This window comes from Lysobacter sp. OAE881 (genome assembly GCF_040546665.1).
GTDB classification, from domain to species: domain Bacteria; phylum Pseudomonadota; class Gammaproteobacteria; order Xanthomonadales; family Xanthomonadaceae; genus Lysobacter_J; species Lysobacter_J soli.
Genome location: NZ_JBEPOG010000001.1, coordinates 1,812,898 through 1,833,512, shown reverse-complemented (window position 1 = coordinate 1,833,512; position 20,615 = coordinate 1,812,898). Strand labels below are relative to the sequence as shown.

Annotated in this window: 22 protein-coding genes; 6 read left to right on the top strand and 16 right to left on the bottom strand. The window is 68.2% G+C overall.

The window, feature by feature from the left end; translation table 11 throughout:
- Positions 1-16: 16 nt before the first annotated feature.
- Positions 17-946, bottom strand: coding sequence for an SOS response-associated peptidase family protein (locus ABIE51_RS08610; RefSeq protein ID WP_192630406.1), 930 nt, complete (start codon positions 944-946; stop codon positions 17-19).
- Positions 947-1,161: 215 nt separating this feature from the next.
- Between ABIE51_RS08610 and ABIE51_RS08605 the strand changes: the two genes are divergently transcribed.
- Positions 1,162-1,635, top strand: coding sequence for a HEPN domain-containing protein (locus ABIE51_RS08605; protein WP_192630405.1), 474 nt, complete (start codon positions 1,162-1,164; stop codon positions 1,633-1,635).
- Here ABIE51_RS08605 and ABIE51_RS08600 read toward each other — a convergent pair.
- Together ABIE51_RS08600 and ABIE51_RS08595 are read right to left on the bottom strand one after the other, a co-directional pair.
- A complete protein-coding gene (locus ABIE51_RS08600; protein ID WP_192630404.1) occupies positions 1,624-1,947 on the bottom strand; it encodes a hypothetical protein in 324 nt (107 codons plus the stop codon). The genes ABIE51_RS08605 and ABIE51_RS08600 overlap by 12 nt on opposite strands.
- A gap of 2 nt (positions 1,948-1,949) precedes the next feature.
- On the bottom strand, positions 1,950-2,297 hold the full coding sequence (locus tag ABIE51_RS08595) for a helix-turn-helix domain-containing protein (protein ID WP_192630403.1): 348 nt from the start codon (positions 2,295-2,297) through the stop codon (positions 1,950-1,952).
- A 396-nt stretch (positions 2,298-2,693) separates the two neighbouring features.
- Here ABIE51_RS08595 and ABIE51_RS08590 point away from each other — a divergent pair, with 396 nt between their 5' ends.
- Positions 2,694-2,918, top strand: coding sequence for a hypothetical protein (locus ABIE51_RS08590; protein ID WP_192630402.1), 225 nt, complete (start codon positions 2,694-2,696; stop codon positions 2,916-2,918).
- 10 nt (positions 2,919-2,928) lie between these two features.
- Here the strand turns inward: ABIE51_RS08590 and ABIE51_RS08585 are convergent, their stop codons facing one another.
- Both ABIE51_RS08585 and ABIE51_RS08580 read right to left on the bottom strand, forming a co-directional pair.
- Positions 2,929-3,438 (bottom strand): DUF1579 domain-containing protein, encoded by a 510-nt coding sequence (locus ABIE51_RS08585; protein WP_115840631.1) that lies wholly within the window; start codon positions 3,436-3,438, stop codon positions 2,929-2,931.
- Between the two features lie 47 nt (positions 3,439-3,485).
- Positions 3,486-3,692: a hypothetical protein gene (locus tag ABIE51_RS08580; RefSeq protein ID WP_115840632.1), complete on the bottom strand. Its 207-nt coding sequence runs from the start codon at positions 3,690-3,692 to the stop codon at positions 3,486-3,488.
- A 180-nt stretch (positions 3,693-3,872) separates the two neighbouring features.
- On the opposite strand from ABIE51_RS08580, the gene ABIE51_RS08575 reads away from it, so the two are divergent.
- Positions 3,873-4,658: an NRDE family protein gene (locus ABIE51_RS08575; RefSeq protein WP_192630401.1), complete on the top strand. Its 786-nt coding sequence runs from the start codon at positions 3,873-3,875 to the stop codon at positions 4,656-4,658.
- A 132-nt stretch (positions 4,659-4,790) separates the two neighbouring features.
- Complete coding sequence (locus tag ABIE51_RS08570; protein WP_192630400.1) at positions 4,791-5,708, top strand: rhodanese-like domain-containing protein; 918 nt, start codon at positions 4,791-4,793, stop codon at positions 5,706-5,708.
- Positions 5,709-5,718: 10 nt separating this feature from the next.
- Here the strand turns inward: ABIE51_RS08570 and ABIE51_RS08565 are convergent, their stop codons facing one another.
- Positions 5,719-6,165, bottom strand: coding sequence for a hypothetical protein (locus tag ABIE51_RS08565; protein WP_192630399.1), 447 nt, complete (start codon positions 6,163-6,165; stop codon positions 5,719-5,721).
- 49 nt (positions 6,166-6,214) lie between these two features.
- Between ABIE51_RS08565 and ABIE51_RS08560 the strand changes: the two genes are divergently transcribed.
- On the top strand, positions 6,215-6,658 hold the full coding sequence (locus ABIE51_RS08560; protein ID WP_192630398.1) for a nuclear transport factor 2 family protein: 444 nt from the start codon (positions 6,215-6,217) through the stop codon (positions 6,656-6,658).
- 10 nt (positions 6,659-6,668) lie between these two features.
- Here ABIE51_RS08560 and ABIE51_RS08555 read toward each other — a convergent pair whose 3' ends face one another.
- From ABIE51_RS08555 to ABIE51_RS08525, 7 genes are all read right to left on the bottom strand, one after another.
- Positions 6,669-6,866: a PspC domain-containing protein gene (locus ABIE51_RS08555; RefSeq protein WP_115840635.1), complete on the bottom strand. Its 198-nt coding sequence runs from the start codon at positions 6,864-6,866 to the stop codon at positions 6,669-6,671.
- 54 nt (positions 6,867-6,920) lie between these two features.
- Positions 6,921-7,298, bottom strand: coding sequence for a YfeK family protein (locus ABIE51_RS08550; RefSeq protein WP_502913329.1), 378 nt, complete (start codon positions 7,296-7,298; stop codon positions 6,921-6,923).
- A 2-nt stretch (positions 7,299-7,300) separates the two neighbouring features.
- Positions 7,301-8,062 (bottom strand): SGNH/GDSL hydrolase family protein, encoded by a 762-nt coding sequence (locus ABIE51_RS08545; protein ID WP_192630397.1) that lies wholly within the window; start codon positions 8,060-8,062, stop codon positions 7,301-7,303.
- A 45-nt stretch (positions 8,063-8,107) separates the two neighbouring features.
- Positions 8,108-9,199 (bottom strand): class III poly(R)-hydroxyalkanoic acid synthase subunit PhaC, encoded by a 1,092-nt coding sequence (locus ABIE51_RS08540; RefSeq protein WP_192630396.1) that lies wholly within the window; start codon positions 9,197-9,199, stop codon positions 8,108-8,110.
- Positions 9,199-10,248, bottom strand: coding sequence for a class III poly(R)-hydroxyalkanoic acid synthase subunit PhaE (phaE, locus tag ABIE51_RS08535; RefSeq protein ID WP_192630395.1), 1,050 nt, complete (start codon positions 10,246-10,248; stop codon positions 9,199-9,201). The genes ABIE51_RS08540 and phaE overlap by 1 nt, the downstream gene beginning before the upstream one ends.
- A gap of 71 nt (positions 10,249-10,319) precedes the next feature.
- Positions 10,320-10,937, bottom strand: a complete 618-nt coding sequence (gene pssA, locus ABIE51_RS08530; protein WP_115840639.1) for a CDP-diacylglycerol--serine O-phosphatidyltransferase — start codon at positions 10,935-10,937, stop codon at positions 10,320-10,322.
- A gap of 265 nt (positions 10,938-11,202) precedes the next feature.
- Positions 11,203-13,011 carry a 3-hydroxybutyrate oligomer hydrolase family protein gene (locus tag ABIE51_RS08525; protein ID WP_192630394.1) on the bottom strand — a complete coding sequence of 603 codons (1,809 nt, stop codon included), beginning with the start codon at positions 13,009-13,011 and terminating at the stop codon, positions 11,203-11,205.
- 90 nt (positions 13,012-13,101) lie between these two features.
- Here ABIE51_RS08525 and ABIE51_RS08520 point away from each other — a divergent pair, with 90 nt between their 5' ends.
- A complete protein-coding gene (locus ABIE51_RS08520; RefSeq protein ID WP_115840641.1) occupies positions 13,102-13,767 on the top strand; it encodes a response regulator transcription factor in 666 nt (221 codons plus the stop codon).
- Between the two features lie 15 nt (positions 13,768-13,782).
- Here ABIE51_RS08520 and ABIE51_RS08515 read toward each other — a convergent pair whose 3' ends face one another.
- The 3 genes from ABIE51_RS08515 to ABIE51_RS08505 form a co-directional block, all read right to left on the bottom strand.
- On the bottom strand, positions 13,783-14,094 hold the full coding sequence (locus tag ABIE51_RS08515; RefSeq protein ID WP_115840642.1) for a KGG domain-containing protein: 312 nt from the start codon (positions 14,092-14,094) through the stop codon (positions 13,783-13,785).
- 259 nt (positions 14,095-14,353) lie between these two features.
- Positions 14,354-17,710, bottom strand: a complete 3,357-nt coding sequence (locus tag ABIE51_RS08510; RefSeq protein WP_502913268.1) for a hybrid sensor histidine kinase/response regulator — start codon at positions 17,708-17,710, stop codon at positions 14,354-14,356.
- A gap of 491 nt (positions 17,711-18,201) precedes the next feature.
- Positions 18,202-20,448 carry a TonB-dependent receptor gene (locus ABIE51_RS08505; protein WP_354503835.1) on the bottom strand — a complete coding sequence of 749 codons (2,247 nt, stop codon included), beginning with the start codon at positions 20,446-20,448 and terminating at the stop codon, positions 18,202-18,204.
- Positions 20,449-20,615: the final 167 nt, after the last annotated feature.

Below are 20,615 nucleotides of genomic sequence, written 5' to 3'. Positions count from 1 at the left end.
CTCCGTCCATGTTTGGTTAGGCAGCGATCCGGTGCTCGTAATACGGGTGCCGCTTGTCGTCAAAAATGGCATGCAGCGCACCTAAGTTACTTGGGTCCGGATTCAGCCAAGCATCGATGTGCTCTGGCTTGATATTGATGACTGTTCGGTCGTGCCCCGCATCTGCCACTTCTGGCTCTGGGTCGTCGGTGATAGCTGCAAATGACAACAGGTCCGGCTGACCATCCTTACCGGGCGAACGCGACCATAGGCAGGCGATCAGCATCGGCTCGCCGGATCGCGGAGTAAATGCAAGGATTTGGTTCTTGCCCTCAGCGTCTTCGACGTTCTCGAAGAACACGTCCGCCACGATCAGGCCGTGCTGATAACCGAACAACTCGCGCCATGACTTCTCGAGCTTGTCCCGTCGGGCGTTGTACGTTCCGGGATATTGGCGCTCGGTTGCCTCGTTCCATCCCGGCAAACGGCACTGATAACGCATTGGCTTTATGACACGCCGGTCATTTTCCATGACCATCACCGGGGCATAGACGCCGGGAAATATCCGTTCGTCACGCGGCAACGGCTCTGTGCGCCTTAGGTCGGAAAGCTTCTCGCGGGCGATGGCGATCTTATTAGCCGCGATTCGAGCGTCCTCCTGCGCCTTCTTGGTCGGCTTCGATTCCAGCGCGCGCTGCGCGTTGTTCAGACGCGTTGTCTGCTGGAACAGTTCCTTCTCCCACTTCGTGGCTGCTTCCGTGTTCCATGCGGAAATGGCCTCCCAGACTTCGCGCTCCGCTGGCGTGTCGCCCTTGGCGAACGCATCGTCCATGCCCTTCGGGGTCTTCGGGCGCGCCTTGGCGGGATCGAAGGAGTACAACTTGGCGAACTCTTCTATCGACATGATCGCGCCGTACTGGCGGACCAGCTTTTGGTAGTTCGCACGGACCTGGGCGGAATAACACACGGACAACCTCCGGCAGCGTATCGGCAGACCCAAGGACCATGGTCGATGATCGTCTCACCAAATGAGACTGGTTTGGGGCAGACGAAGGCGCCGCCGAATCCTCGCCCGCCCGAAGCGGCCCGTGGTATTTTTCGAGGATGGGGACCTATCCTGACGAAAACGCGCATGGCCTGACGACACCGTTTGGCATGCTGCGCTATGCGGAGGAGTACCGCATGGCCGCAGAACTTGTGCATTCGCGCGATGAGCTGATAATGCCGGCCCATACCCTGCTTGGGATGTCCTTCGAACTCGCCCTCAAGGCATTTCTGCTTTCGCGCGGCATGACGGTGGAGGAACTTCGTAAGTTTCCGTACGGTCACGACCTGGAGGAACTTTGGAAGGCGGCGAAGCAGCGGCGGGTTGACCGCCTTTTCGCGCTGGGCATGTTGGCCGACGACGTTCTGAGAACTTTGAACCTGCACTACAAGACCCACGAGTTCCGCTACATACGTACGGGCATCAAGACGGTACCGCATTGGGAATTCGCAGCACCGCTCGCAAAGTCCCTCATTGAGAGCCTGCACTACCATTGCTTGTGTCGCCGGATTGGCCGAACGAGTGCTCGAAGGCGGATTGCCCTTCGCGGAATATTTGGACGAAAGCCATTGAGTTCGAATGCAGTGTCCGAAGCTGACTCAGCCGGGTGACGCGCGTTTGGCACCGTTCTGCTCAGCCACCCACGCGTTCGTAAAAGGGACCACCGGGCGCGTCAGGTTTATCTGAGACATCGCCGCTCGCGCCCAGCCTTCGCACCAGCGCTTCGCCTGCCGTTCGCTCCCGGCGATGGCCTCGCGCTGCAACGACTCGGCCCACAGCACCGCGACACGCGTGAGCCATAGGCCGTCCTTCCGGCGACGAGCGATGGCGACCACATTGTCACGTACCATCAAGTCGAAGGCGTCGCCACGCGCGCTGTCGGCGTACCAAATGCAGTCAGGGGGTAACGGCGGCAGCGGCATCGCTATACGGTAGTTCGCAGTCGTCGCAGGTGCTGAGCCGGATGCCGTCTCGTCCGAGATTGGCGCTGGTGGCCCACCATGGTCCTTGAAGCGAAGGCCTTCGCATCATGCGCTACGCATCGTCGCCGGGCATCGCTTCGCCCGGTCATTCGCGGCCCTTGTGGCCACGTCGAGCGCGCGCTGTAGCCCATCCATGGCGGCCCAACTCGGGCACTGGCGCGCTCGCCGCTGGCAAGGTGCGTAATCGTGGAGCGCGCGACGCCGGCTGCCCGCGCCACATCGGCGCGCGTCATGCCGGCCAACTCACACCGGCGGATCAACGCGGCGGGGTTGATCTGGCGGACGCGCATGCGGGCGAATCTAGGATCGGCAAAACCGACCGGCGGCGCCCCCTCGCCTGCCCGCGCACTTTGGCGCAAGCGGCGCCAACACGGCGCCCGCCGAGGCGATTCTGCAGCCTCAATCAAGGCGAATCAGCGCCCGCCGGGCATCGAATCAAGCGAGCAAATGAGACTGGGGGCACGGGAGGGGGCACGGCAAATGATTGGCCGTCAAGGCCCTCTTTTATAGTTGTTTTTTATAGTTTCGGGTCCCACTTCCGGCACCAGACAGAAACCCGCGAGCGATCGCGGGTTTTTTGTTTGTCGCGCCAGCGCCGCCTTCGTGTGCGAGGTGATCGCCCCAGTCTCACGCCAGGAGACAACCAACGCCGATCGTATGCGCCGCACCACAACCGGGAGTGGATGATGCCCAACGACACCTTCAGCGCGTACGACGAAGCCGGCAACCGCTACACGATCCATGTGCGTCGCACGCTGATCGAAACGCGCGGCGCGGGAGAGCGTCGCGTGGTGGAAGGGTTGCGTTCGTATCATCTGAGCGACGGCGCGGCGGTCGATCGCATCGATGCGGACTCGTTCGCGATCGCCGCGAATGGGCTGGCGCTGAAGTTGCGGCCCGCCGTCGCCTGAAATCTCTCGATTACAGCCCGGTGTTCGCCACGCGCCGATACCGCACTTCGACCGCCCTCGCCGCCTCACCCTGCGGCGAGATGTTCGTCATCGTGATGACGAGCTGGTCGGGATCGGGCTGTTCGATTTCCGTCCGCCAGTCCCAGCGCGGGCCGCCCTGGCCGTCGCCGTAGCTGCCGAGCACGTTGAAGTGCTCCGATGCGGCCGGTCCCGCCGAGAACATGATGCTGGTGCCGGTACCGAAGCTTTCGACCCACGCCGATTCGTAGGCGTTGTCGTCCAGGTGCAGGCCGTAGATGGCGACGCCTTCGATCGGCTCGTCGCCGAAACGGCTGCGATACTCGTGCAGCAGGAAGCGGCCGTCGAGGATGCCGCGGATCGTGCCGCGTTGCGGCGCTTCGCAGGCGACGTGGTCAGGCTGGAACCAGAGCCGGAACGTGCCTTCCCATTCGCCGATCATCTGCGCGAGGCGGTGGTGGCCGCCGCTGGCGATGGAGGCTTCGAACTCCTTCTTGCCCATGTCGTGCTCCGAGGGAGACGGTGGGCGACGCAAAAAGGCGCCGCTGCTCAGGGCAGGAGCGTACCGAACACCACGCGGGAACGCTCGTCGTAGATGCGCAGCCACAGCGCCTGGCTGCTCCGCTCCGCGCAACGTTTTGCCTTGGGCAGCACCGCGGCCAGCGCGGCTTCGGCACTGGCGTAATCGGCGCTGGCTTCGGCGATCTGCTGCTGCAGGACGCCGCCGTCATGGCGCGATAGTTCGACGCGGTACATCGGAGGGCTCCTCCCGACGGGGGCGTCCGGAATGGACGTGCGGGGACAGGGTTCATAGGCTGCCAAGGTTTTCGCGGCGCCACAGTCAGCGAGGGCTGCGCTGCTTTGTAGGACTATCCCTACAACGGTCCCGCCGCCCCAGCTGAACGCAACTTCCATTCCTCCTGCCGACATACACGCATGTGCCTGATTGCCCTTTCGTGGAAGCAGCATCCCCGCTACCGGCTGGCGCTGATCGCCAATCGCGACGAAGCGCACGACCGGCCGGCCGCGCCCGCCGGCGTGGATCCGGTCGATCCGGCGCTCTATGGCGGGCGCGATCTGCTCGCCGGCGGGAGTTGGCTGATGGCGTCCACCCGCGGCCGGCTTGCCGCCGTCACGAACGTTCGCGCGGGCGCCGCCGAGGGCCCCATGCCCCGCTCGCGTGGCGCGCTCGTGCGGGAATTCGTGGGTGACGACGGCAGTGTCGATGCGTTGGCCGGCCTCGCTCCCGAAGCGGCCGGGTTCGGCCGGTTCAACATGCTGGCCTTCGATGGTGGCCGACTCGCGTTCGCCAGCAATTACCCGCAGTTCCGGACGTACGACGTGACGCCCGGCCTTCACGCCATGTCGAACGGGGATTTCGATGCGCCCTGGCCCAAGACCGGCCATGCGACGCGGGCCCTGGAGCGCTGGCTCGCGAGCGCCGCCGCCGTCGATGGCCAGACCGGCGACGAGGCCCTTGCGCCGCTGTTCGATGCCTTGGCCGACACCACGCCGGCCCCCGACGACACCCTGCCCGACACCGGCGTCGGCCTGCCGCTGGAACGCCTGCTGTCGCCGCCGTTCGTGCGCGGCGAGCGCTACGGCACGCGCTGCAGTTCCATCGTGTTGATCGAGGAAGCACGCGTGACGTTCGTCGAACAGAGCTTCGGCCCGAACGGGCTGCGCTTGGGTCGCACCCGGGCGAGCTTCCACATCGGCTGACGTCCCCACTCGGACCGCCGGCGCAAGGCCGCACCGGCGACACGCAGCAATGCACGGAATGCGCTACCCGCTGCCCGGCCACCGGCCTACCATTGCGACATCGCCCCCGCGCGCCAGGGCCCCCGCGGCCGCATGGACACCCTCCTCCACCTCATCGCCGTCTACGGCCTGCTCGTCGTCTTCGTCAGCGTGCTGCTGGACCAGGGCGGCATTCCCGTGCCGGCGTATCCGCCGATCATCCTCACCGCGGCGCTCGCGACCGACCAAGGCCGCAGCGTGTGGCCGATCGTCGCCGTGGCCGCCCTCGCGGCCGTCCTCGCGGACTGGCTCTGGTATGTGGGTGGACGCCGGCTCGGCGCCAAACTACTGCGGCTGATGTGCCGGCTGTCGCTCTCGCCGGATTCGTGCGTGCTGATGACGCGCGGCATCTACGGGCGATGGGGTCCGCCGTCGCTGATCGTCGCCAAGTTCATCCCCGGCTTCGCGGCCGTGGCGACGACACTGGCCGGCGAAACCGGCACGCGCGCAGGCCGCTTCCTGCTGTACGACGGCATCGGCGCCGTGTTGTGGGCCGGTGTCGCCGTGGCGCTGGGCGCGATCTTCCACGAAGCCGTCAATGACGTGCTCGATCGCCTGGAAACGCTGGGGCGCATGACGATTCCGGTCGTGCTCGCGCTGATCGCCGCCTTCGTGCTGTGGAAACTGTGGCGCCGCCGCATGTTCCAGCGCCAGTTGCGCATGGCTCGGATCACGCCGGCCGAGCTGCGTGCGCTGATGGACGGCGAATCGCCGCCGCTCATCCTCGATGTGCGATCGGAACCGCAGCGCGCGCAAACCGGCTGGATTCCGGGCTCGGTCTTCGTGCAGACCGTCGCTGAAGCGCCGCTGATGCCGCGCGAGGAAGTGATCGTCTACTGCGATTGCCCGAACGAAGCGTCCGCCGCCGTGCTGGCGCGCGCGCTCAACAAGCGCGGCTTCAAGCGCGTGCGCCCGCTCGCCGGCGGTTTCGCGGCGTGGAAGAGCGAGGGCCAGCTGATTTCGTTCGAATGAGGCGGGGTCGCTACGAGGCCGACCACGGCCACCAGCCGCGCCCCGTGCTCGCATAGCGATCGGCCGCACGTTCGAACCGGTTGCGCACGCTGATTCCGCCCGACAGCAGATACAGCGGCAGGAACAGCGGCCCGAGCGCGAGGTATTGATACACATGCGCGCGTTCGTGGTCGGCCAGGACGATTGGCGCTTCCTCACCGTGACCGGCGCGATGGGCATAGGTGACGCACGGCGAGTCCAGATCGTCGCCGGTATGCAGGATCACGTTGCCGAACGTGATGGCCCCGCCGGGTCCCCACGGCCAGCGGTGGAAGACGAGCGCCAGTTCGCGTCGGCGCCAGTGCGCGTGCGAACCGAAGGCGAGCCCGGCCACGCCCAGCAGCAGGCCGAGCAGCGTATTGGGCAGAGTCCACAGCGCGCCCAGAAGTATCAATGTGCGTAGCGGTACGCGGTGCATACAATCCAGCCTACCGGCAATTCCCCCGATTGCCGATGAGGGCATCACCATGAACGCTCGTCTCGCAACCGCAGGACTGCTCGTTGCCTTCCTCTTGCCACCTGCGCCCGCCTTCGCGGGGGAGGCCGAGGACCGGACGGAACTTGCCCGGCTGGAGCAGGCCTGGCTCGACGCGGGAAGCCGCAACGACAAGGACGCGATCGGACGTATCCTCGCCCCGACCTTCGTCAACACGACCGTGGACGGCGTACGCCGCGACCGCTCGCAAGTGCTTGCAGCTGCGCCGCTGCCGGAGGGAGCCTCTCAGCGCCTGCGCGATATGTCGATCACGATCACCGGCGACACTGCGGTCATCACGGGCATCAATGTGTTCACACCCCGTCCCGGCGCGATGCCGGTCGAGGTCGCGTATACCGACGTGTGGGTCCGCAGTGAGCAAGGCTGGAAGGCCGTCGCATCGCAAGAGACAGTGAAGGTTCGCCGCGCTCCCTGACCGGTGCGGCTCAATCGCCTTCGGGAATCAGAAGCCAGAGGATCAGGTAGACCAGCGCGCCCGGAAACGCCGCCGAGGCGATCGACACCAGCACGAACAACACGCGCGTGAGCGTCGAATTCCAGCCGAATCTTCGGGCGATGCCGCCGAGGACGCCGGCGATCATGCGATCGTGGCGGGAGCGGGTAAGCGTGCGGGTGACGTTCATGGCGCGTGCTCGCAAGGCCAGGCCGGCCGACGCGCGCGAGTCTAGCGCCGGCCGTCAGGGCGTCGCGTGACGGAATTGCGAGAGCTTCGCGCCGAGCCATTGCGCCGACGGTACCGCTCCCTGCCCCGGGCATCGCACGGCGTAGGCCTTGCCGCTCATGCTGCTCTGCGTGCCCGCGCGCTCGATGAACTGCTCGGCGGTGGCGACGAGGTCGCGCTTTCGCAGGTAGTCGTACTTGCGGCGAAGGTGCGCCTGCGCCTCGGTGGCCGGATACCAGGAACCGTTGCGCTGGAACTCGCACCCGGAGCGGCCGAGCGCGTCGATCAGCCGTTCGATCTCGCGCTGCGCCTGCGGCGGCGGTGCGGCGGCCACCGACGCCGCCAGCAGCGCCAGCAGCGCGCCGGCGAGCAGCGTCGCAATGGCGCGCGGAATGCTCACGGCGTGGGCTGCGCCGCCAGCCACGGCCGCACGACGCCCGCCCAGATCGCATATCCGCTCGCATTCATGTGCAGGCGATCGGCGACGAACAGTTCCTCGCGCGGCTGGCCCTGCGCATCGAGCATCGGCAGGAAGACGTCGAGGTAATCCACGCCTTCGGATTGCTGCGCGAACTCGCGCACGAGCGCGTTGGCTTCGCGGATCTGCGGCAGCAGCGCGGCACGCGACGGACTGGGCTTGATCGACACGAACGCGATGCGCGTGCGCGGCAGCTCCTTGCGCACCTTGTCGACGAACGCGGCGAAGTCGTCGCGAACCTGCTTCGGCGTGCGCCCTTCGTACAGATCGTTGTCGCCGGCGTAGAACACGATCGCGCTGGGCGAGTACGGCGTGACGATGCGATCGGCGTAGTACGTCGAATCGCGAACGCGCGAGCCGCCAAACCCGCGGTTGATGATCGGCACGCCGGGAAAATCGTCGGGAATCGAGTCCCACAGCCGGATCGAGGACGAACCGACGAAGACCACGCCACCCGGCCGGCGGCGCACGACGCTGTCGGCCTGTTCGAACGCGGCGATGTCCGGTTCCCACTGGGCCGAGTCGCTGACGGCCGCGGGGGGCGCGGTGGTCGTGGCGGGATGCGCAACGCAGGCGCCGAGCAGCGCGAGGCAGGCGACGAGGAGGATTCGGATCACGGTATGCGTCCTTCTGGATCGCCGCAGTTTCGCACGCGCGACGTCGCCGCCGCGCGTTCGCATGCGCGTATGCGGACCTTCGTCACGCGCTACGGGCGGATCGGGCGATTACCGCGCCCGCTGCCCGAGCCAGTCGTGGATGGCCTGCGGCACTTCGCGCTGCGCGCGGCTGGAGACGTAGATGCCGATGTGGCCGCCGCGGAACGAGAGCTCGCTGTAGTCGTCGCTTCCGGTCAGCCCCGCCAGCGCCTTCGACGACGCCGGCGGAACCAGATGGTCCTGTTCGGCGTAGATGTTGAGGATCGGCACCTCGATGCTGCGCAGGTCCACCGCGCGCCCGCCGATGTCGATGCCGCCCTTGATGAAGCCGTTGCCCTGGTAGAACTGCTTCACGAACTGGCGGAACGCCTCGCCGGCCTGGTCGGGCGAGTCGAAGATCCACTTCTCCATGCGCAGGAAATCCTCCAGCGCCTTCGGATCGTCGAGCACGTCCACCATGCCCACGTACTTCTGCACGAACAACCGCCACGGCTTGAGCGTGAGGTAGCACCAGTTCATGACATCGGCCGGCACGTTGCCCAGCGTGTCGACGAACAGGTCCACGTCCAGGCCGCGGGTCCAGTTGCCCAGCATGTTGTCGCTGGTGTGGAAATCCACCGGCGTCACCATGGTGATGAGGTTGCGCACCTTGTGCGGATTGAGCGCGGTGAAGCACAGCGAGAACGCGCCGCCCTGGCAGATGCCGAGCACGTTGATGCCGTCCATGCGGTATTCGCCGCGCAGGTGTTCCACCGCCCCGCCGATGTAGCGCTGGATGTAGTCGTCCAGTTCGAGGTAGCGGTCGGAACGGTCGGGATAGCCCCAGTCGAGCACGTACACGTCCTCGCCGCGTTCCAGCAGGCCGCGCACGATCGACTTGTCGTCCTGCAGGTCCACCATGTACGGCCGGTTCACCAGCGCGTAGACGATCAGCAGCGGCACGCGCGCGGTCGGTGCCCGTCCGTTGGGAAGCGTGTTGCCGCGGAAGCGGTACAGCACGACCTTTCCGTCGCGCCAGACTTCTTCGCGCGCCGTCGCGCCGTAATCGATGTCGTGCACCTGGTGCAGCGTGTCCAGGCCGGCGCGGAGCTTGGCCTGGAAGCGCAGCGATTCCTGCGCCAGCGAATCGGGCGTGAATCCCAACGGGCCGAAGGCGTCCATTAGCGCGTCCTCCCGCGCTTGCCCGCCGGCTTGCCGGCTTTCGTCGCGTTGGCCGGCGCCTTCTTCGCAGCAGGTTTTGCTGGCGCGACTTTCTTCGGTGCGGCAGACGATCGGGTTTCCTCCGCCGGCGCGCTGCGCGCCTCGGGCCGCGACTGCCGCGACAAGGCTTCGATCGCATCGCGAAGGCGTCGCAGTTCGCGCTCCAGTTCGACGATCTTGCGATGCGCCGAGTCCACTTCGGTCCGCGTCGGCATGCCCAGTTGCGAACCCAGCTGCTCGACTTCCTTCTGCATGCGCCCGCGCAGCGTCATCTGCGCGTTGACCAGCGCGGCGTAGGCATCGCGGAAGCGCGGCGACAGCGCGATGTCGGCATACGCCTCCTCGGCCGCGTCGATCCACAGATCGAACAGCGCGCGCACCGAGTCGAGCTGCTTGCCCGGCGCGCTGCGCTCCTCCAGCTTGCGCTCGAATCGCGCGAAGGCGTCCTGCCCGGCTTCGGCGAGTAGCGCCTGGTAGGCCTGGCTCTGCTGTTGCAGTTCAACCTGCGCCTGCGCCAGCTGCTGCCAGCGTTCCTGGTGCTCGCGCGCGAAGCCGAAGGCCGGCAACGACAGCCATGCGCGCCCGTCCCACGGTTGTGCGCCGTGCTGCATCGATTGCAGCATCGGCGCGAAGGCTTCGAACCACCTGGACGGATCGGTCTGCGCGCTGCCCGGCATGTTCGCGAACACCTGCGCGAACGGATTGGCACCGTCGCCGCCGAGCGCCTGTTTCCAGGCGGAGGCGATGTCGCCCGCGTTGGCGCTGCGCCCGGCGAACTGCGCCGCCAGCTGCTGCATCTGCCCGAACCAGCCCTGGGCCTGCGCGTTAAAGCGCGACACGGCCTCGTCGGCCTGCGGCAGCCCGCCACGGGCGAACTGCGACCACCAGTCCACGGCCTCGTTCCATCCGGGCATGGTCGGCGTCGCGGCCGGCTGCGTCGCACGCAGCGCGTCGCCCCAGGCGTTCCAGTACCGCCGGTTCCACGCTTCGAAATCGTCAACGCCCTGCATCGCCATCACCGCCATCGGGGAAGGCGGTCATGGTACCAACGCCGTGTTTCGCCGCCGCGACGGCGCCCCGGTCAGGGCTTGGGGATGCGCAGCGTCTTGCTGATCATCAGCGAGCCGGAGAGCGCGAACATCAGCACCAGCGGATGGAACTGCCACGGCCCCAGCTGCACCATGCCCAGCCACAGGTTCTCGCCGATGGCGCCCTGCGAGGCCGCCACGGCCAGCACGATCACCAGCAGCAGGCTGGTCGGGATCGGCGTGCCCTCGAAGTACTTCACCTTGTCGTCCTCGCCCGAGAGCGCTTCGGCGGTGACGTTGTAGCGCGCCAGTCGGCTCACGCCGCAGACGACGAAGTAGCTCAGCACGATCCAGTCCCAGCCGCCCTGCAGGCCGCACGCGTAGGCCAGCGCGGCCGGCGCGACGCCAAAGGAGATCACGTCGGCCAGCGAATCCAGTTCGCGCCCGAGCGTGGACGCCGACTTGCGCCAGCGCGCGACGCGGCCGTCGAGCGCGTCGAAGATGAAGGCCAGCGGGATCAGCGCCATGCCGATGAGCAGGTCGTTCACCACGCCGTCCTGGAGGAAGCGCATCGCCGCGAAGATCGCGCCGGTGCCGCAGAAGGCGTTGCCCAGCGTGAACCAGTCGGCGAGATGGAACTCGCGCAACATCGAGAAATGGCGGCGCGGCATGCGGCGCTCCGTGATCGGTGAGACCGCCAGCGTGCCAAATCGGGCGTGAAGCCAGCAAGAGGCGGTAGATCCGAAGCCCTGCCCGAACGCTGAAGAAACAGCGGGGACATTGCCCCTCTCCCGCGAGCGGGAGAGGGGTTGGGGTGAGGGCACGCGGTGCACTCGGCCGCCGTCGCTACAGATCGCGAGCGCTGCCCTCATCCGCCTGCCGGCACCTTCTCCCGCACGCGGGAGAAGGGTCATGACCTCACGACAGACGCGATCTTCAGCGCGGCATCGCCAGATCCGATGCCCGCAGCGCCTTCCCCACCCCGCGCGGTGTCGTTTCGATCACCGCATCCGTCGGGAGCGAGCCCGCGCCGTCCAGGTGCGCATCCACCCGGTCCAGCGCCTCGTACACATACGGCAGCAGCGGCAGGTAGCGCGCGCCGTAGTCCGGCAGGCCGAGGAACGCATCGAAATGCTGCGCGTTGCGCACCTGCCAGTAGCGCACGTCGCGACCTGCGGCCTTCGCCTGTCGCACGTACGGCGCACTGCTGAAGGCCGGCGGGATCAGCCCGTCGTCCGTTCCGTGGATCACCACCACCGGCAGCCCCTCGCGTGGCAGGTCGGCGCGCGTTTCGGCGACGCCCTGCTGCACGCGTCCGGCATCGGCGTCGTTGCCGGTCCACATCGCGCGCAGGCACTGCAGCGTGGTGAGCGGCGCGGTCGGGTTCTGTTCGACGACGTGGACGCCCGCGCCCGGCGGGATGCCGCTCGCGTCCGACCACCACGCCGCGCGTTCGGCGGCGGTGGCGGCACGCGGCGCGAAGTCCGCTCCCAGCGCGGCGTACCGATTGCCGCACGGCATGTCGCCGAAGCCATAGCGCCCGTACGCCGAGGCGTAGGTGACTGCGACCGCGCGCCACAGGTCGAAGCCCACCGACAACGCGCCGGCACGCAGCGCCTGGTCGGTCCAGCCGGACGCCTTCATCGCCTGGTACGCCGAGCGCGCCTGCGCCGCGGTGTCGTCGCCCTCGATGAGGCCGGCGGCCTTGAGCGCGGCGCAGCGCTGCGTCCACAGCGGCACCGACTGCGCGGTGAGCGGCGGCTGCGGCAGGTTCTGCAGGTGCAGCAGCGCGCACGGCATCAGCAGCGCCGCCTGCGTGGTGTAGTCGTACAGCGGTCGCGCGCCTTCGACGTAGACGTTCGGTTCGCCCGCGACGACCGCGTCCAGCCAGTCGCCATCCAGTTCCGCCGCACGCAGCACGGCACCGCCACCGTTGGAGATGCCGACCGCGATCACCCGCGTGTTGTCGAAGGTGAAAGGCGCCGCACCGGGGAATGCCGCGTCCAGCGACTGGAGCGCGAACTGCGCCGCCTGCTTCACGTGGCGGCCCCAGTCGGCCTCCGGGTTGTCCTTCGAGTGCGCATGCTTGAAGGCCACGCCGGATGTCGCGGTCGTCGCGGGATCGAATGCGAGCGCCTCGCCGCGTGCACCAACCGTGCCGTCCGCGCGCACGCCCTGCCCTGCGTCGAGATCGAAGTAGTCCGTGCCCGCGCCCTTATCGGTGTAGGCGACGGCGCAGCCTTCCGGCAGCCCCCACGCGCCCGCGACGGCGATCGAGCCGTAGATGCCGCGCGAACCCGACGAGGCGGTGACGACGACGCAACGCTTGCCCGTATCGAACGCATCGGGCACCTGCACCAGCACGCGGTGCGGCTGGCTCGCGCCGGCCACCGTGGCGAAGGCGCTGAATTCCCGGCCGGGGATCGGCGCGATGGTCCCGTACAGCTCGCCATAGCCGCCGCCCGGCGCGAGATCGGCGATGCCGCGCCAGTTGCTCCAGAGCGCGCGCCGGCGCAGTTCCGCCGGCGTCGGATGCCCGGCATCGGCGAAGGCCGGCGGCGTGATCGCGCGCAATCCGGCAAGGCCGAGACCGCCGCTGAGCAGGTCGTCGTCGCCGCGGTGGTCGGTCGTGCGCGGTTGCGAGAACACCGGTGCGGCCTCCTTCGCGGAGCGCGGTGAGGTGGCGCAGGCGGCCAGCGCGAGCGCGGCCCCTGCGACGGCGATGCGGACGGGTGTCAGGTTCATGCGGCGAGCCTAGCAATCCCATCCGCGTCGCCCATCGTACTTTCGTACCACCGCCGCGCCGGACGCGCGGCCGCTTGCTAGGCTTGCCCGATGCCGAGCCTGCTTGTCGCCGACGACCATCCGCTGTTCCGCGCCGCCTTGCGCCAGGCGGCGATGGAGGCCGTTGCCGATGCCGAAATCCGCGAAGCCGGCAGCCTCGACGCCGTGCTCGCCGCGCTGGAAGCCGACGCCGGCATCGACCTGGTCCTCCTCGATCTGCACATGCCGGGCAACCACGGGCTGGCGGGGCTGGCGGCGATCCGCGCGCAATACCCGGGTGTCGCGGTGGTCGTGGTGTCGGCGAACGACGATCCGCGCGTGGTGCGCCGCGCGCTCGATCACGGCGCGGCGGGTTACCTCCCCAAGAGCGCCGGCCTGGACGAACTGCGCGATGCCATCCGCGCCGTGCTCGCGTGCGAACAGTGGCTGCCCGGTTCGCTGCGTGCGGCCGTGGCGCGCACGCAGAGCGACAGCAGCGACGCCGACCTCGCCGCGCGACTGGCCAGCCTGTCGCCTCAGCAGTTCCGCGTACTGACGCTGGTGGCCGAAGGCCTGCTCAACAAGCAGATTGCCGATCGCCTCGACGTGCAGGAACGCACGGTCAAGGCGCACCTGTCGGCGATATTCGAACGCCTGCGCGTGCGCAATCGCACGCAGGCGAGCGTGGTGCTGCGCGAACTCGAACTGGCCGACCCGGCGCGACAGCTCGCGTCGTAGTCCGCGCAGGACGAATCAGGCGCCGTTCCCGCCATTGCGACCGTTGCCACCTCCGTCGCGGCCATCGCGCGCGGCGCGGTTGCTGCCGCTCGCCTCGCCGCCCTTGCGACCGATGGCCGACATGTGTTCGCGGTCGCGGCTGACCGCTTCGCCGCCCTTGCGCCCGGCGACGCGCGCCTCGTCCGAACTGAATTCGTGCGCGCGCCCGCTCTCGTGCGCGGCCTTGCCGCCCTTGCTGGCGATCTCGCGCTGGCGGCCGGCATCCATCGATGCGAACCCGCGCTCGCTCTTGCCCTGTCGGTTTACCTGTGCGTGGTCGTTGGCCATGGTTGCGTCCTCTCGTGTGGGGTGGGCGCAGGCCCCGGAACCCGCCTGCACCGAGGAAAGGCGCAATTTCCATGCCATGACGCGCAAGCGGCCGATGGCGCCGCGCGGCTCAAGGCCGGATGAAATTGCTTCAGGGAACAAAGCTGATGCGTGCGGCATGGGGCGCCGACAGGTGCGGCGGCGCAGGCTGTGCGGCATGTGACGAAGGCGCGGACATCCTTTCCGCGGATGCAGAACCGGCCTCAGGCGTGCAGAAATTTCACGACATCGCGACTTCGCGCGCGGCCAGCGCCCGGTCGAGCATGGACTTCAACGCCAGCGGCTTCACCGGCTTGGCCAGCAACGACAGGCCGGCCTCGTGCACGGCGCGGCGCACCTCTTCGCCGCGATCGGCGCTGAGGATCAGCGTCGGCCGCGCGCCGAATGCGTCCGCCAACCGTCCTGCCAGCCGCACGCCGGTGTCGCCCTCGTCCAGGTGGTAGTCGAACAGCCACAACGCCGCCGGCGCGGTGCGCAACGCGGCTTCGGCCTCGACGCCGTCGACGGCACACACGACCTCGTAGCCCCACCGCTGCAGCACGCCGGCGAGCGCGTCCATCGCCAGCGGATCGTTGTCGACCAGCAGCACGCGCAGCGGCCCGCCGTCGTGCGCGACGGCGTGCGGCGTCGCCGTCGGACGCGGCGCCAGCGGCACGCGCACCGAAAATACCGTGCCGGCGCCGAGTTCGCTTCGCAGCGCCAGCGGGGCGCCGAGCAACTGCGCGATGCGCTCGGCGATGGACAATCCCAGCCCGAGTCCCTGCCCCGGTGCATCCTCGCCGCGGCGGAATTCCTCGAAGATCGCCGCCTGCTGCGCGGGCGCGATGCCCGGTCCGGTGTCGTGCACTTCGATGCGCAGCCCGTCGCCGTCGCGACGCACGCCGAAGAGCACGCTGCCCCGCGGCGTATAGCGAACGGCGTTGGCGAGGAAGTTCTGCAGCACGCGGCGCAGCAGTTGCGGGTCGCTGTGCGTCCACGCGCGCGTGCCGACGAAGCGGAAGCGCAGGCCGTGCGCGGCGGCGATCGCGCGGAACTCCGACGCGAGCGGCTCGAGCACGTCCCCCAGAGGGAAGGCGCGCGGCTGCGGCTCCAGCCCGCCGGCCTCCAGCCGCGACATGTCGAGCAGGCCGGTAAGCAGGTCATTGGTCGAATCCAGCGCGCCGCCGATCTGCGCCACCGTTTCGCGCTGGCGCCCATCGAGCGGCTGCTGCGCGAGCGCATCGGCGAACAGTTGCGCTGCATGCAGCGGTTGCATCAGGTCGTGGCCGATCGCGGCGAGGAAGCGGCTCTTGGCTTCGTTCGCGCGCTCGGCCTCGCGCTTGGCGACTTCCAGGTCCGCGGTGCGCTCGGCGACACGCAGCTCCAGCGTTTCGTTCGCCATGATCAGCCCGGCTTCTGCGCGACGGAACGCGGTGACGTCGGTGAAGGTAGCGACGAAACCGCCGCCGGGCATCGGATTGCCGCGGATTTCCACGATGCTGCCGTCGGGCAGCACGCGCTCTGACAGGTGCGGCGTGCCGGCACGCATGAAGGCCAGCCGGCGTTCGAGCGCGCGCTCGAGATCGCGTCCGCTCCAGCCGCGCGACGGCAGGCGTTGCAGCGCCCAGCGCGAGAGTTCGGCGATCGGCCGCCCGACCGTGAGCAGTTCGTCGGGAAAACCGAACAGCTCGGCGTAGCGGCGATTCCACGCGACCAGGCGCAGTTCGGCATCGACCACGCTGATGCCCTGGCTCATGTTGTGCAGCGCCGCTTCGAGCACGCGCTGGTTGAAGCGCAGGTCGGCGGAGGCTTCGCCGACGATGGCCGCGACGGTGTCGAGTTCCTGGCTGCCCGCGCGTCGAGCCGCATCGAGCAGCACGCGCGCCGAAGCCGAACCGAGCACGGCCGCGAGTTCGCGTTCGATGCCGGCTTCCACCGCCGCCGGCACCGCGCCGACGGCGGGCACGCCGTGCAGCAGCTGCTCGACGCGTTCGCGCGGAAGGAAGCGCAAGCCGGCGTCGCGCAGCGTGCGAAGGTCCAGACCGCGTTGCGCGCGCCGCGGCGCCTCGCGTCGCCACAACGCCACCACGACCGTCGTCATCGTGCCGACGAAGAGGCTGGCGCCGACCGCACGGCCAAGGCGGCTCCAGCCCGTGAGGCCGAACAGACCGTCCGGCGCGAGCCAGCCCAGGTCGAACGGCCCGGCCACGATCCACGCCGGCATCGCGCCACGGGCTTCGAACGTCAGCGGCAACAGCAGCACCCACGCCCAGGCCGCGAATCCCGCGACGATGCCGGCCACCGCCGCGCGCGGCGGCGTCTGCGGGCGCCATACCGCGAAGAACAGCGCCGGTGCGAGCGTCGCCAGCGCCGAGAACGACACCGCTCCGACGTCGGCCAGCGCGTCGCTGCCCGCGAGCAGCCGGCTGTACGCCCACGCCAACAGCATGATCGCGACGATGCCGCTGCGGCGAAGCGCGATCACGCTGCCGCGCAGGTCGCTGCCGTCGTTGCGCGACCACGCGCCGCGCAACAGGCCCGGCGCGAACCAGTGGTTGCCGATCATCAGGCTGAGCGTGAGCGTGCTCACCACGACCATGCCGGTGGCGGCGCTCAAACCGCCGAGGAACGCGAACAGCGCGAGCCCTTCCTGCCCGTGCGACAGCGGCAGCGCGAGCACGAACAGGTCCGACGGCACGCCGGTGCCTGCGAGCAACGATTGCCCGGCCGTCGCGAGCGGAAGCACCGGCAGCGCGATCAGCACCAGGTACAACGGGAACTGCCAGCGGGCGGTGCGCACGTCGCGCTCGTCGCGGCATTCGACCACGCCGACGTGGAACTGGTGCGGCAGCACGAACATCGCCAGTGCGCCCAGCAGCACCAGCGGCGCGAAGCCATCGGCGCCGCGCGGCGGCGGCGGCGCCGCGGCGGCCTGCGGCAGATCGCCCAGTCCGAACCAGACGAACGCGCCGAGCGCGAGCATCGCCGCTAGCTTGAACACCGATTCGAACGCCATCGCCAGCACGAGGCCGCGGTTGTGTTCGGCGGCGCTCGCACGGCGCGTACCGAACAGCATCGCGAAGAGCGCCATCGCCAGCGCGACGTACAACGCGCTGTCCTGCCACGCCGGCCCGGCGGCGCCGTGCGAGCTGCGCGTGGTGAGCATCGCGAAACTCATCGCCACCGCCTTCAACTGCAGCGCGATGTACGGAATCAGGCCGAGCGCGGCGATCAGCGTGACCGTCGCGGCGAGCCACGCGTCCTTGCCCAGGCGCGTCGCGATGAGGTCAGCGAGCGAGGTCGCGTTGGTCTCGCGCGAGAGCCGCACGAGTTTCACCATGAACGCGATCGCCAGGCCATACAGCAGGATCGCGCCGAGGAACGTCGGCGGCAGCGGCCAGCCGTAGCGCGCCGCCTGCGTCACGGTGCCGTAGAACGTCCACGAGGTGCAGTGCACCGCGAGCGAAAGCGCATAGACGTGCCGCCACTGCCGCGCGAGCACCGTCGGCCGCCGTTCGGCATACAGCGCCGTGCCGAACATCAGCGCCAGCCACGCCAGGCTGGCGACGGCGACGGTGGTGAAGCTCAGCATGGGCATGCGGCGGGGCTCATGGGCTGAGGATAGCGTTAGCCCCTCTCCCACCGGGAGAGGGGTTGGGGTGAGGGGCAACGGAGCGGAAGGGGTAACCCACCGTTGCGGTACAGCGCTGCGCTGTTGCCAACGCGAAGGGAAGCTCCGAGAGTCAAATGGGTTCCAGCTCTCGCTGGAATGACGGCGAGGATGCGGGAGGCATGACAGCCTGGGTCCCGGCCTTCGCCGGGATGACGCTGGAAAGGTGAGCCGACGAGATCACAGCCGTCGCAACGCAGAGCCCCTCTTCCTCCGGCGACCGAAGGGAGTGCAGACCGAGAGGGATTGGGGGTGAGGGGCAACGGAGCGTCACCGTCCAACGCGCAGTGCAGCACTGCACTGACAGGTCGAACCATGACCCTCCGTTACCCCTCATCCGCCCTTCGGGCACCTTCTCCCGAAGGGAGAAGGAAGAATTGCTGCGGTCCGAGTACGCAAGGCGCACCCGGAATCCCGCATCAGAAGTCGTACCGCACCGCCAGGCTGTACTGGCGCGGCGCGCCATAGAACCCGGTGAGCACGCCCAGCGCCGCGTTGAGGTTGTAGCCGGTGGTGCGGTATTCCTTGTCGGCGAGGTTCGTGCCCTGCAGCGAGAACGACCAGTTCTCGTCCAGGCGCCAGATCACGCCCGCGTTCACCAGGCCGTAGCCGTCCTGCGTGATCGGCTGCGCACCGGTGCGCACGATTTCCGTCGTCGCCACCACGTCGCTCTGATAGCTGTAGCCGACGCGTGCGGAGATATCGCCGCCGTTCGACAAGGGCGTGCGCCATTCGACGTTCAGCGCACCGGAGAACTCCGGTGCATTGGTGAATTCCTGCTCGTCGGCGATGTTGACGCCGGCGTACATGAACTCGTCGTACTTCGCATCCAGCCACGCGAAGTTGCCGCTGATCAGCCAGTGCTTCGTCGGCAGCCACTGGTATTCCACTTCCACGCCTTCCACCGTGCCGGAACCGGCGTTGGTGAAATCGCCGAAGAACGCATCGTTCGTGCCGTCGCCGTTGCTGTCGTAGGCGGTGAACACCGACAGCTGGATGTCCTTGTACTTGTTGTGGAACGCAGCGAGGTTAAGGAACAGCGTCTGGTCCAGGAAGCCCATCTTCGTGCCGATTTCATAGCTGTCGACCGACTCGTCGTCGAACGGCTCGGCCGAACGCGGCACCGCGGTGGCCTGCGCGCGGATGTTGTAACCGCCCGACTTGAAGCCGCGCGATGCCAGGCCATAGACCATGATGTCCGGCGTGACCTGGTAATCCAGCGACACCTTCGGCGAGGTGTTCTGGAAGCCGATGCGCTTGTCGAAGTTGGCGGCGATCGGCGTCGGGTTGTTCGCGGCGCAGCGCACGGCCAGCGTGCTGAAGGTCGCATCGGTGTAGCAGCGGTTGAGCACGACCGCGTGCTTGCGCTCGTCGGTGTAACGCGCGCCGACATCAAGCTTGAGCTTCTCGGTGAGGTCGAACGTCCAGTCCGCGTACAGCGCCCACTGGTCGGTGTAGACCGTGCCCTGCGTATCGCCGAAGGACGCGTTGAAGAAGTTGTTCAGCACCTGGCCGCCGGCCCAGCCGTCGAAGAAATACAGGCCGACCACGCCGCGGCTGCGGCCGCCGGCGTCGTAGTTCACCTGCAGTTCGTTGGTGACCTGCTCGTCGCTGTAGAACGCCTTCACGTCCGCGATCTTGTTGGGCAGCGTGTCGAAGTCGATGTTCGTCTCGGTGTCCGACTCGCGCTTGGCGAGGATGTACTTCACCGCCCAGTCGTCGTTCACGCGCCAGTTGACGGTGGCCGATGCGCCCTTCATCTCGGTGTCGTTGACGTTGGGCATGCCGCTGCGGATGTCGTATCGGTCGTCCAGCGGCGCGAAACCCGGCGCGAAGCGGTTCGGCGCGAGCATCTTCGCGCCGCGCACGCCGGACTGGTCGTCCATCCAGTCGAAGGCGAACTGGATGTCGAGGTTGTCGCTGACGTACGCACCCAGCTGGCCGCGCGCGGCGAGGATTTCCTTGTCGCTGACCGGCTGTCCGTTGGTGAGGTTCTCGCCATAGCCGTCACGGTTGAGGCTGGCCACGGCCAGGCGGCCACGCAGTGCGCCATCGCCAACCGAACCGCTGGCCGCGGCGCGCACGTCGAGCTGGTTGTAGTTGCCGACGGTGACCGACGCCTGGCCGTCCGGGTCGACGCTCAGGCCGCGCGAGATGTACTTGATCGCGCCGCCGATGGTGTTCTTGCCGTACAGCGTGCCCTGCGGGCCGCGCAGCACTTCCACGCGCTCCACATCGAACACGTCGAGCAGCGCGCCCTGCGGACGGGCGATGTAGACATCGTCCATGTAGATGCCCACGCCGGGGTCCACGCCCCACAGCGGATCGGACTGGCCGACGCCGCGGATGTAGGCGGTGATCGTGCTGGACGAGCCGCGCGCGGCGTAGATCGTCAGGTTAGGAACCTGCGCATCGAGGTCGCTGAGGTCCTCGACGTTGAGCTGGTCGAGCGCGTCGGCGGTGAACGCCGTGACCGCGACCGGCACTTCCTGCAGCGTCTCCTCGCGCTTTCGCGCGGTGACGGTGACGCCGCTCAGCGTGGTCGTTTCCTCGCCCTGCGCGGTGGCCGTGGTGTCCTGCGCCTGCGCGGCCGGGGCCAGCAGCGCGGCGGTGATGGCCATGCCGATGGCGATGCTCAATCCGTTGCGGTTGCTGCTGTGCTTCATGTCGACGCTCCTCCCCCAACTCGTTCAAGGACGCCCACCGCGTATTGCCGGCGGACGAAATGGACGACGGCCCTCCCCGTCATGGAGGCAAGCCTAGAGCGCAAGGTACAAAGACCGCTCCTGTACCTTCGGACAATGCCGGCCACCCCCCGCCGCGCCGAGACTTG

What these genes read in the sequence shown, in the direction of transcription:
- ABIE51_RS08605 (WP_192630405.1), top strand. Translation starts at nt 1,162, where the DNA reads ATGGCCGCAGAACTTGTGCATTCGCGCGATGAGCTGATAATGCCGGCC.
- ABIE51_RS08600 (WP_192630404.1), bottom strand. Translation starts at nt 1,947, where the DNA reads ATGCCGCTGCCGCCGTTACCCCCTGACTGCATTTGGTACGCCGACAGC.
- ABIE51_RS08595 (WP_192630403.1), bottom strand. Translation starts at nt 2,297, where the DNA reads ATGCGCGTCCGCCAGATCAACCCCGCCGCGTTGATCCGCCGGTGTGAG.
- ABIE51_RS08590 (WP_192630402.1), top strand. Translation starts at nt 2,694, where the DNA reads ATGCCCAACGACACCTTCAGCGCGTACGACGAAGCCGGCAACCGCTAC.
- ABIE51_RS08585 (WP_115840631.1), bottom strand. Translation starts at nt 3,438, where the DNA reads ATGGGCAAGAAGGAGTTCGAAGCCTCCATCGCCAGCGGCGGCCACCAC.
- ABIE51_RS08580 (WP_115840632.1), bottom strand. Translation starts at nt 3,692, where the DNA reads ATGTACCGCGTCGAACTATCGCGCCATGACGGCGGCGTCCTGCAGCAG.
- ABIE51_RS08575 (WP_192630401.1), top strand. Translation starts at nt 3,873, where the DNA reads ATGTGCCTGATTGCCCTTTCGTGGAAGCAGCATCCCCGCTACCGGCTG.
- ABIE51_RS08570 (WP_192630400.1), top strand. Translation starts at nt 4,791, where the DNA reads ATGGACACCCTCCTCCACCTCATCGCCGTCTACGGCCTGCTCGTCGTC.
- ABIE51_RS08565 (WP_192630399.1), bottom strand. Translation starts at nt 6,165, where the DNA reads ATGCACCGCGTACCGCTACGCACATTGATACTTCTGGGCGCGCTGTGG.
- ABIE51_RS08560 (WP_192630398.1), top strand. Translation starts at nt 6,215, where the DNA reads ATGAACGCTCGTCTCGCAACCGCAGGACTGCTCGTTGCCTTCCTCTTG.
- ABIE51_RS08555 (WP_115840635.1), bottom strand. Translation starts at nt 6,866, where the DNA reads ATGAACGTCACCCGCACGCTTACCCGCTCCCGCCACGATCGCATGATC.
- ABIE51_RS08545 (WP_192630397.1), bottom strand. Translation starts at nt 8,062, where the DNA reads ATGCGAACGCGCGGCGGCGACGTCGCGCGTGCGAAACTGCGGCGATCC.
- ABIE51_RS08540 (WP_192630396.1), bottom strand. Translation starts at nt 9,199, where the DNA reads ATGGACGCCTTCGGCCCGTTGGGATTCACGCCCGATTCGCTGGCGCAG.
- phaE (WP_192630395.1), bottom strand. Translation starts at nt 10,248, where the DNA reads ATGCAGGGCGTTGACGATTTCGAAGCGTGGAACCGGCGGTACTGGAAC.
- pssA (WP_115840639.1), bottom strand. Translation starts at nt 10,937, where the DNA reads ATGCCGCGCCGCCATTTCTCGATGTTGCGCGAGTTCCATCTCGCCGAC.
- ABIE51_RS08525 (WP_192630394.1), bottom strand. Translation starts at nt 13,011, where the DNA reads ATGAACCTGACACCCGTCCGCATCGCCGTCGCAGGGGCCGCGCTCGCG.
- ABIE51_RS08520 (WP_115840641.1), top strand. Translation starts at nt 13,102, where the DNA reads ATGCCGAGCCTGCTTGTCGCCGACGACCATCCGCTGTTCCGCGCCGCC.
- ABIE51_RS08515 (WP_115840642.1), bottom strand. Translation starts at nt 14,094, where the DNA reads ATGGCCAACGACCACGCACAGGTAAACCGACAGGGCAAGAGCGAGCGC.
- ABIE51_RS08510 (WP_502913268.1), bottom strand. Translation starts at nt 17,710, where the DNA reads ATGCCCATGCTGAGCTTCACCACCGTCGCCGTCGCCAGCCTGGCGTGG.
- ABIE51_RS08505 (WP_354503835.1), bottom strand. Translation starts at nt 20,448, where the DNA reads ATGAAGCACAGCAGCAACCGCAACGGATTGAGCATCGCCATCGGCATG.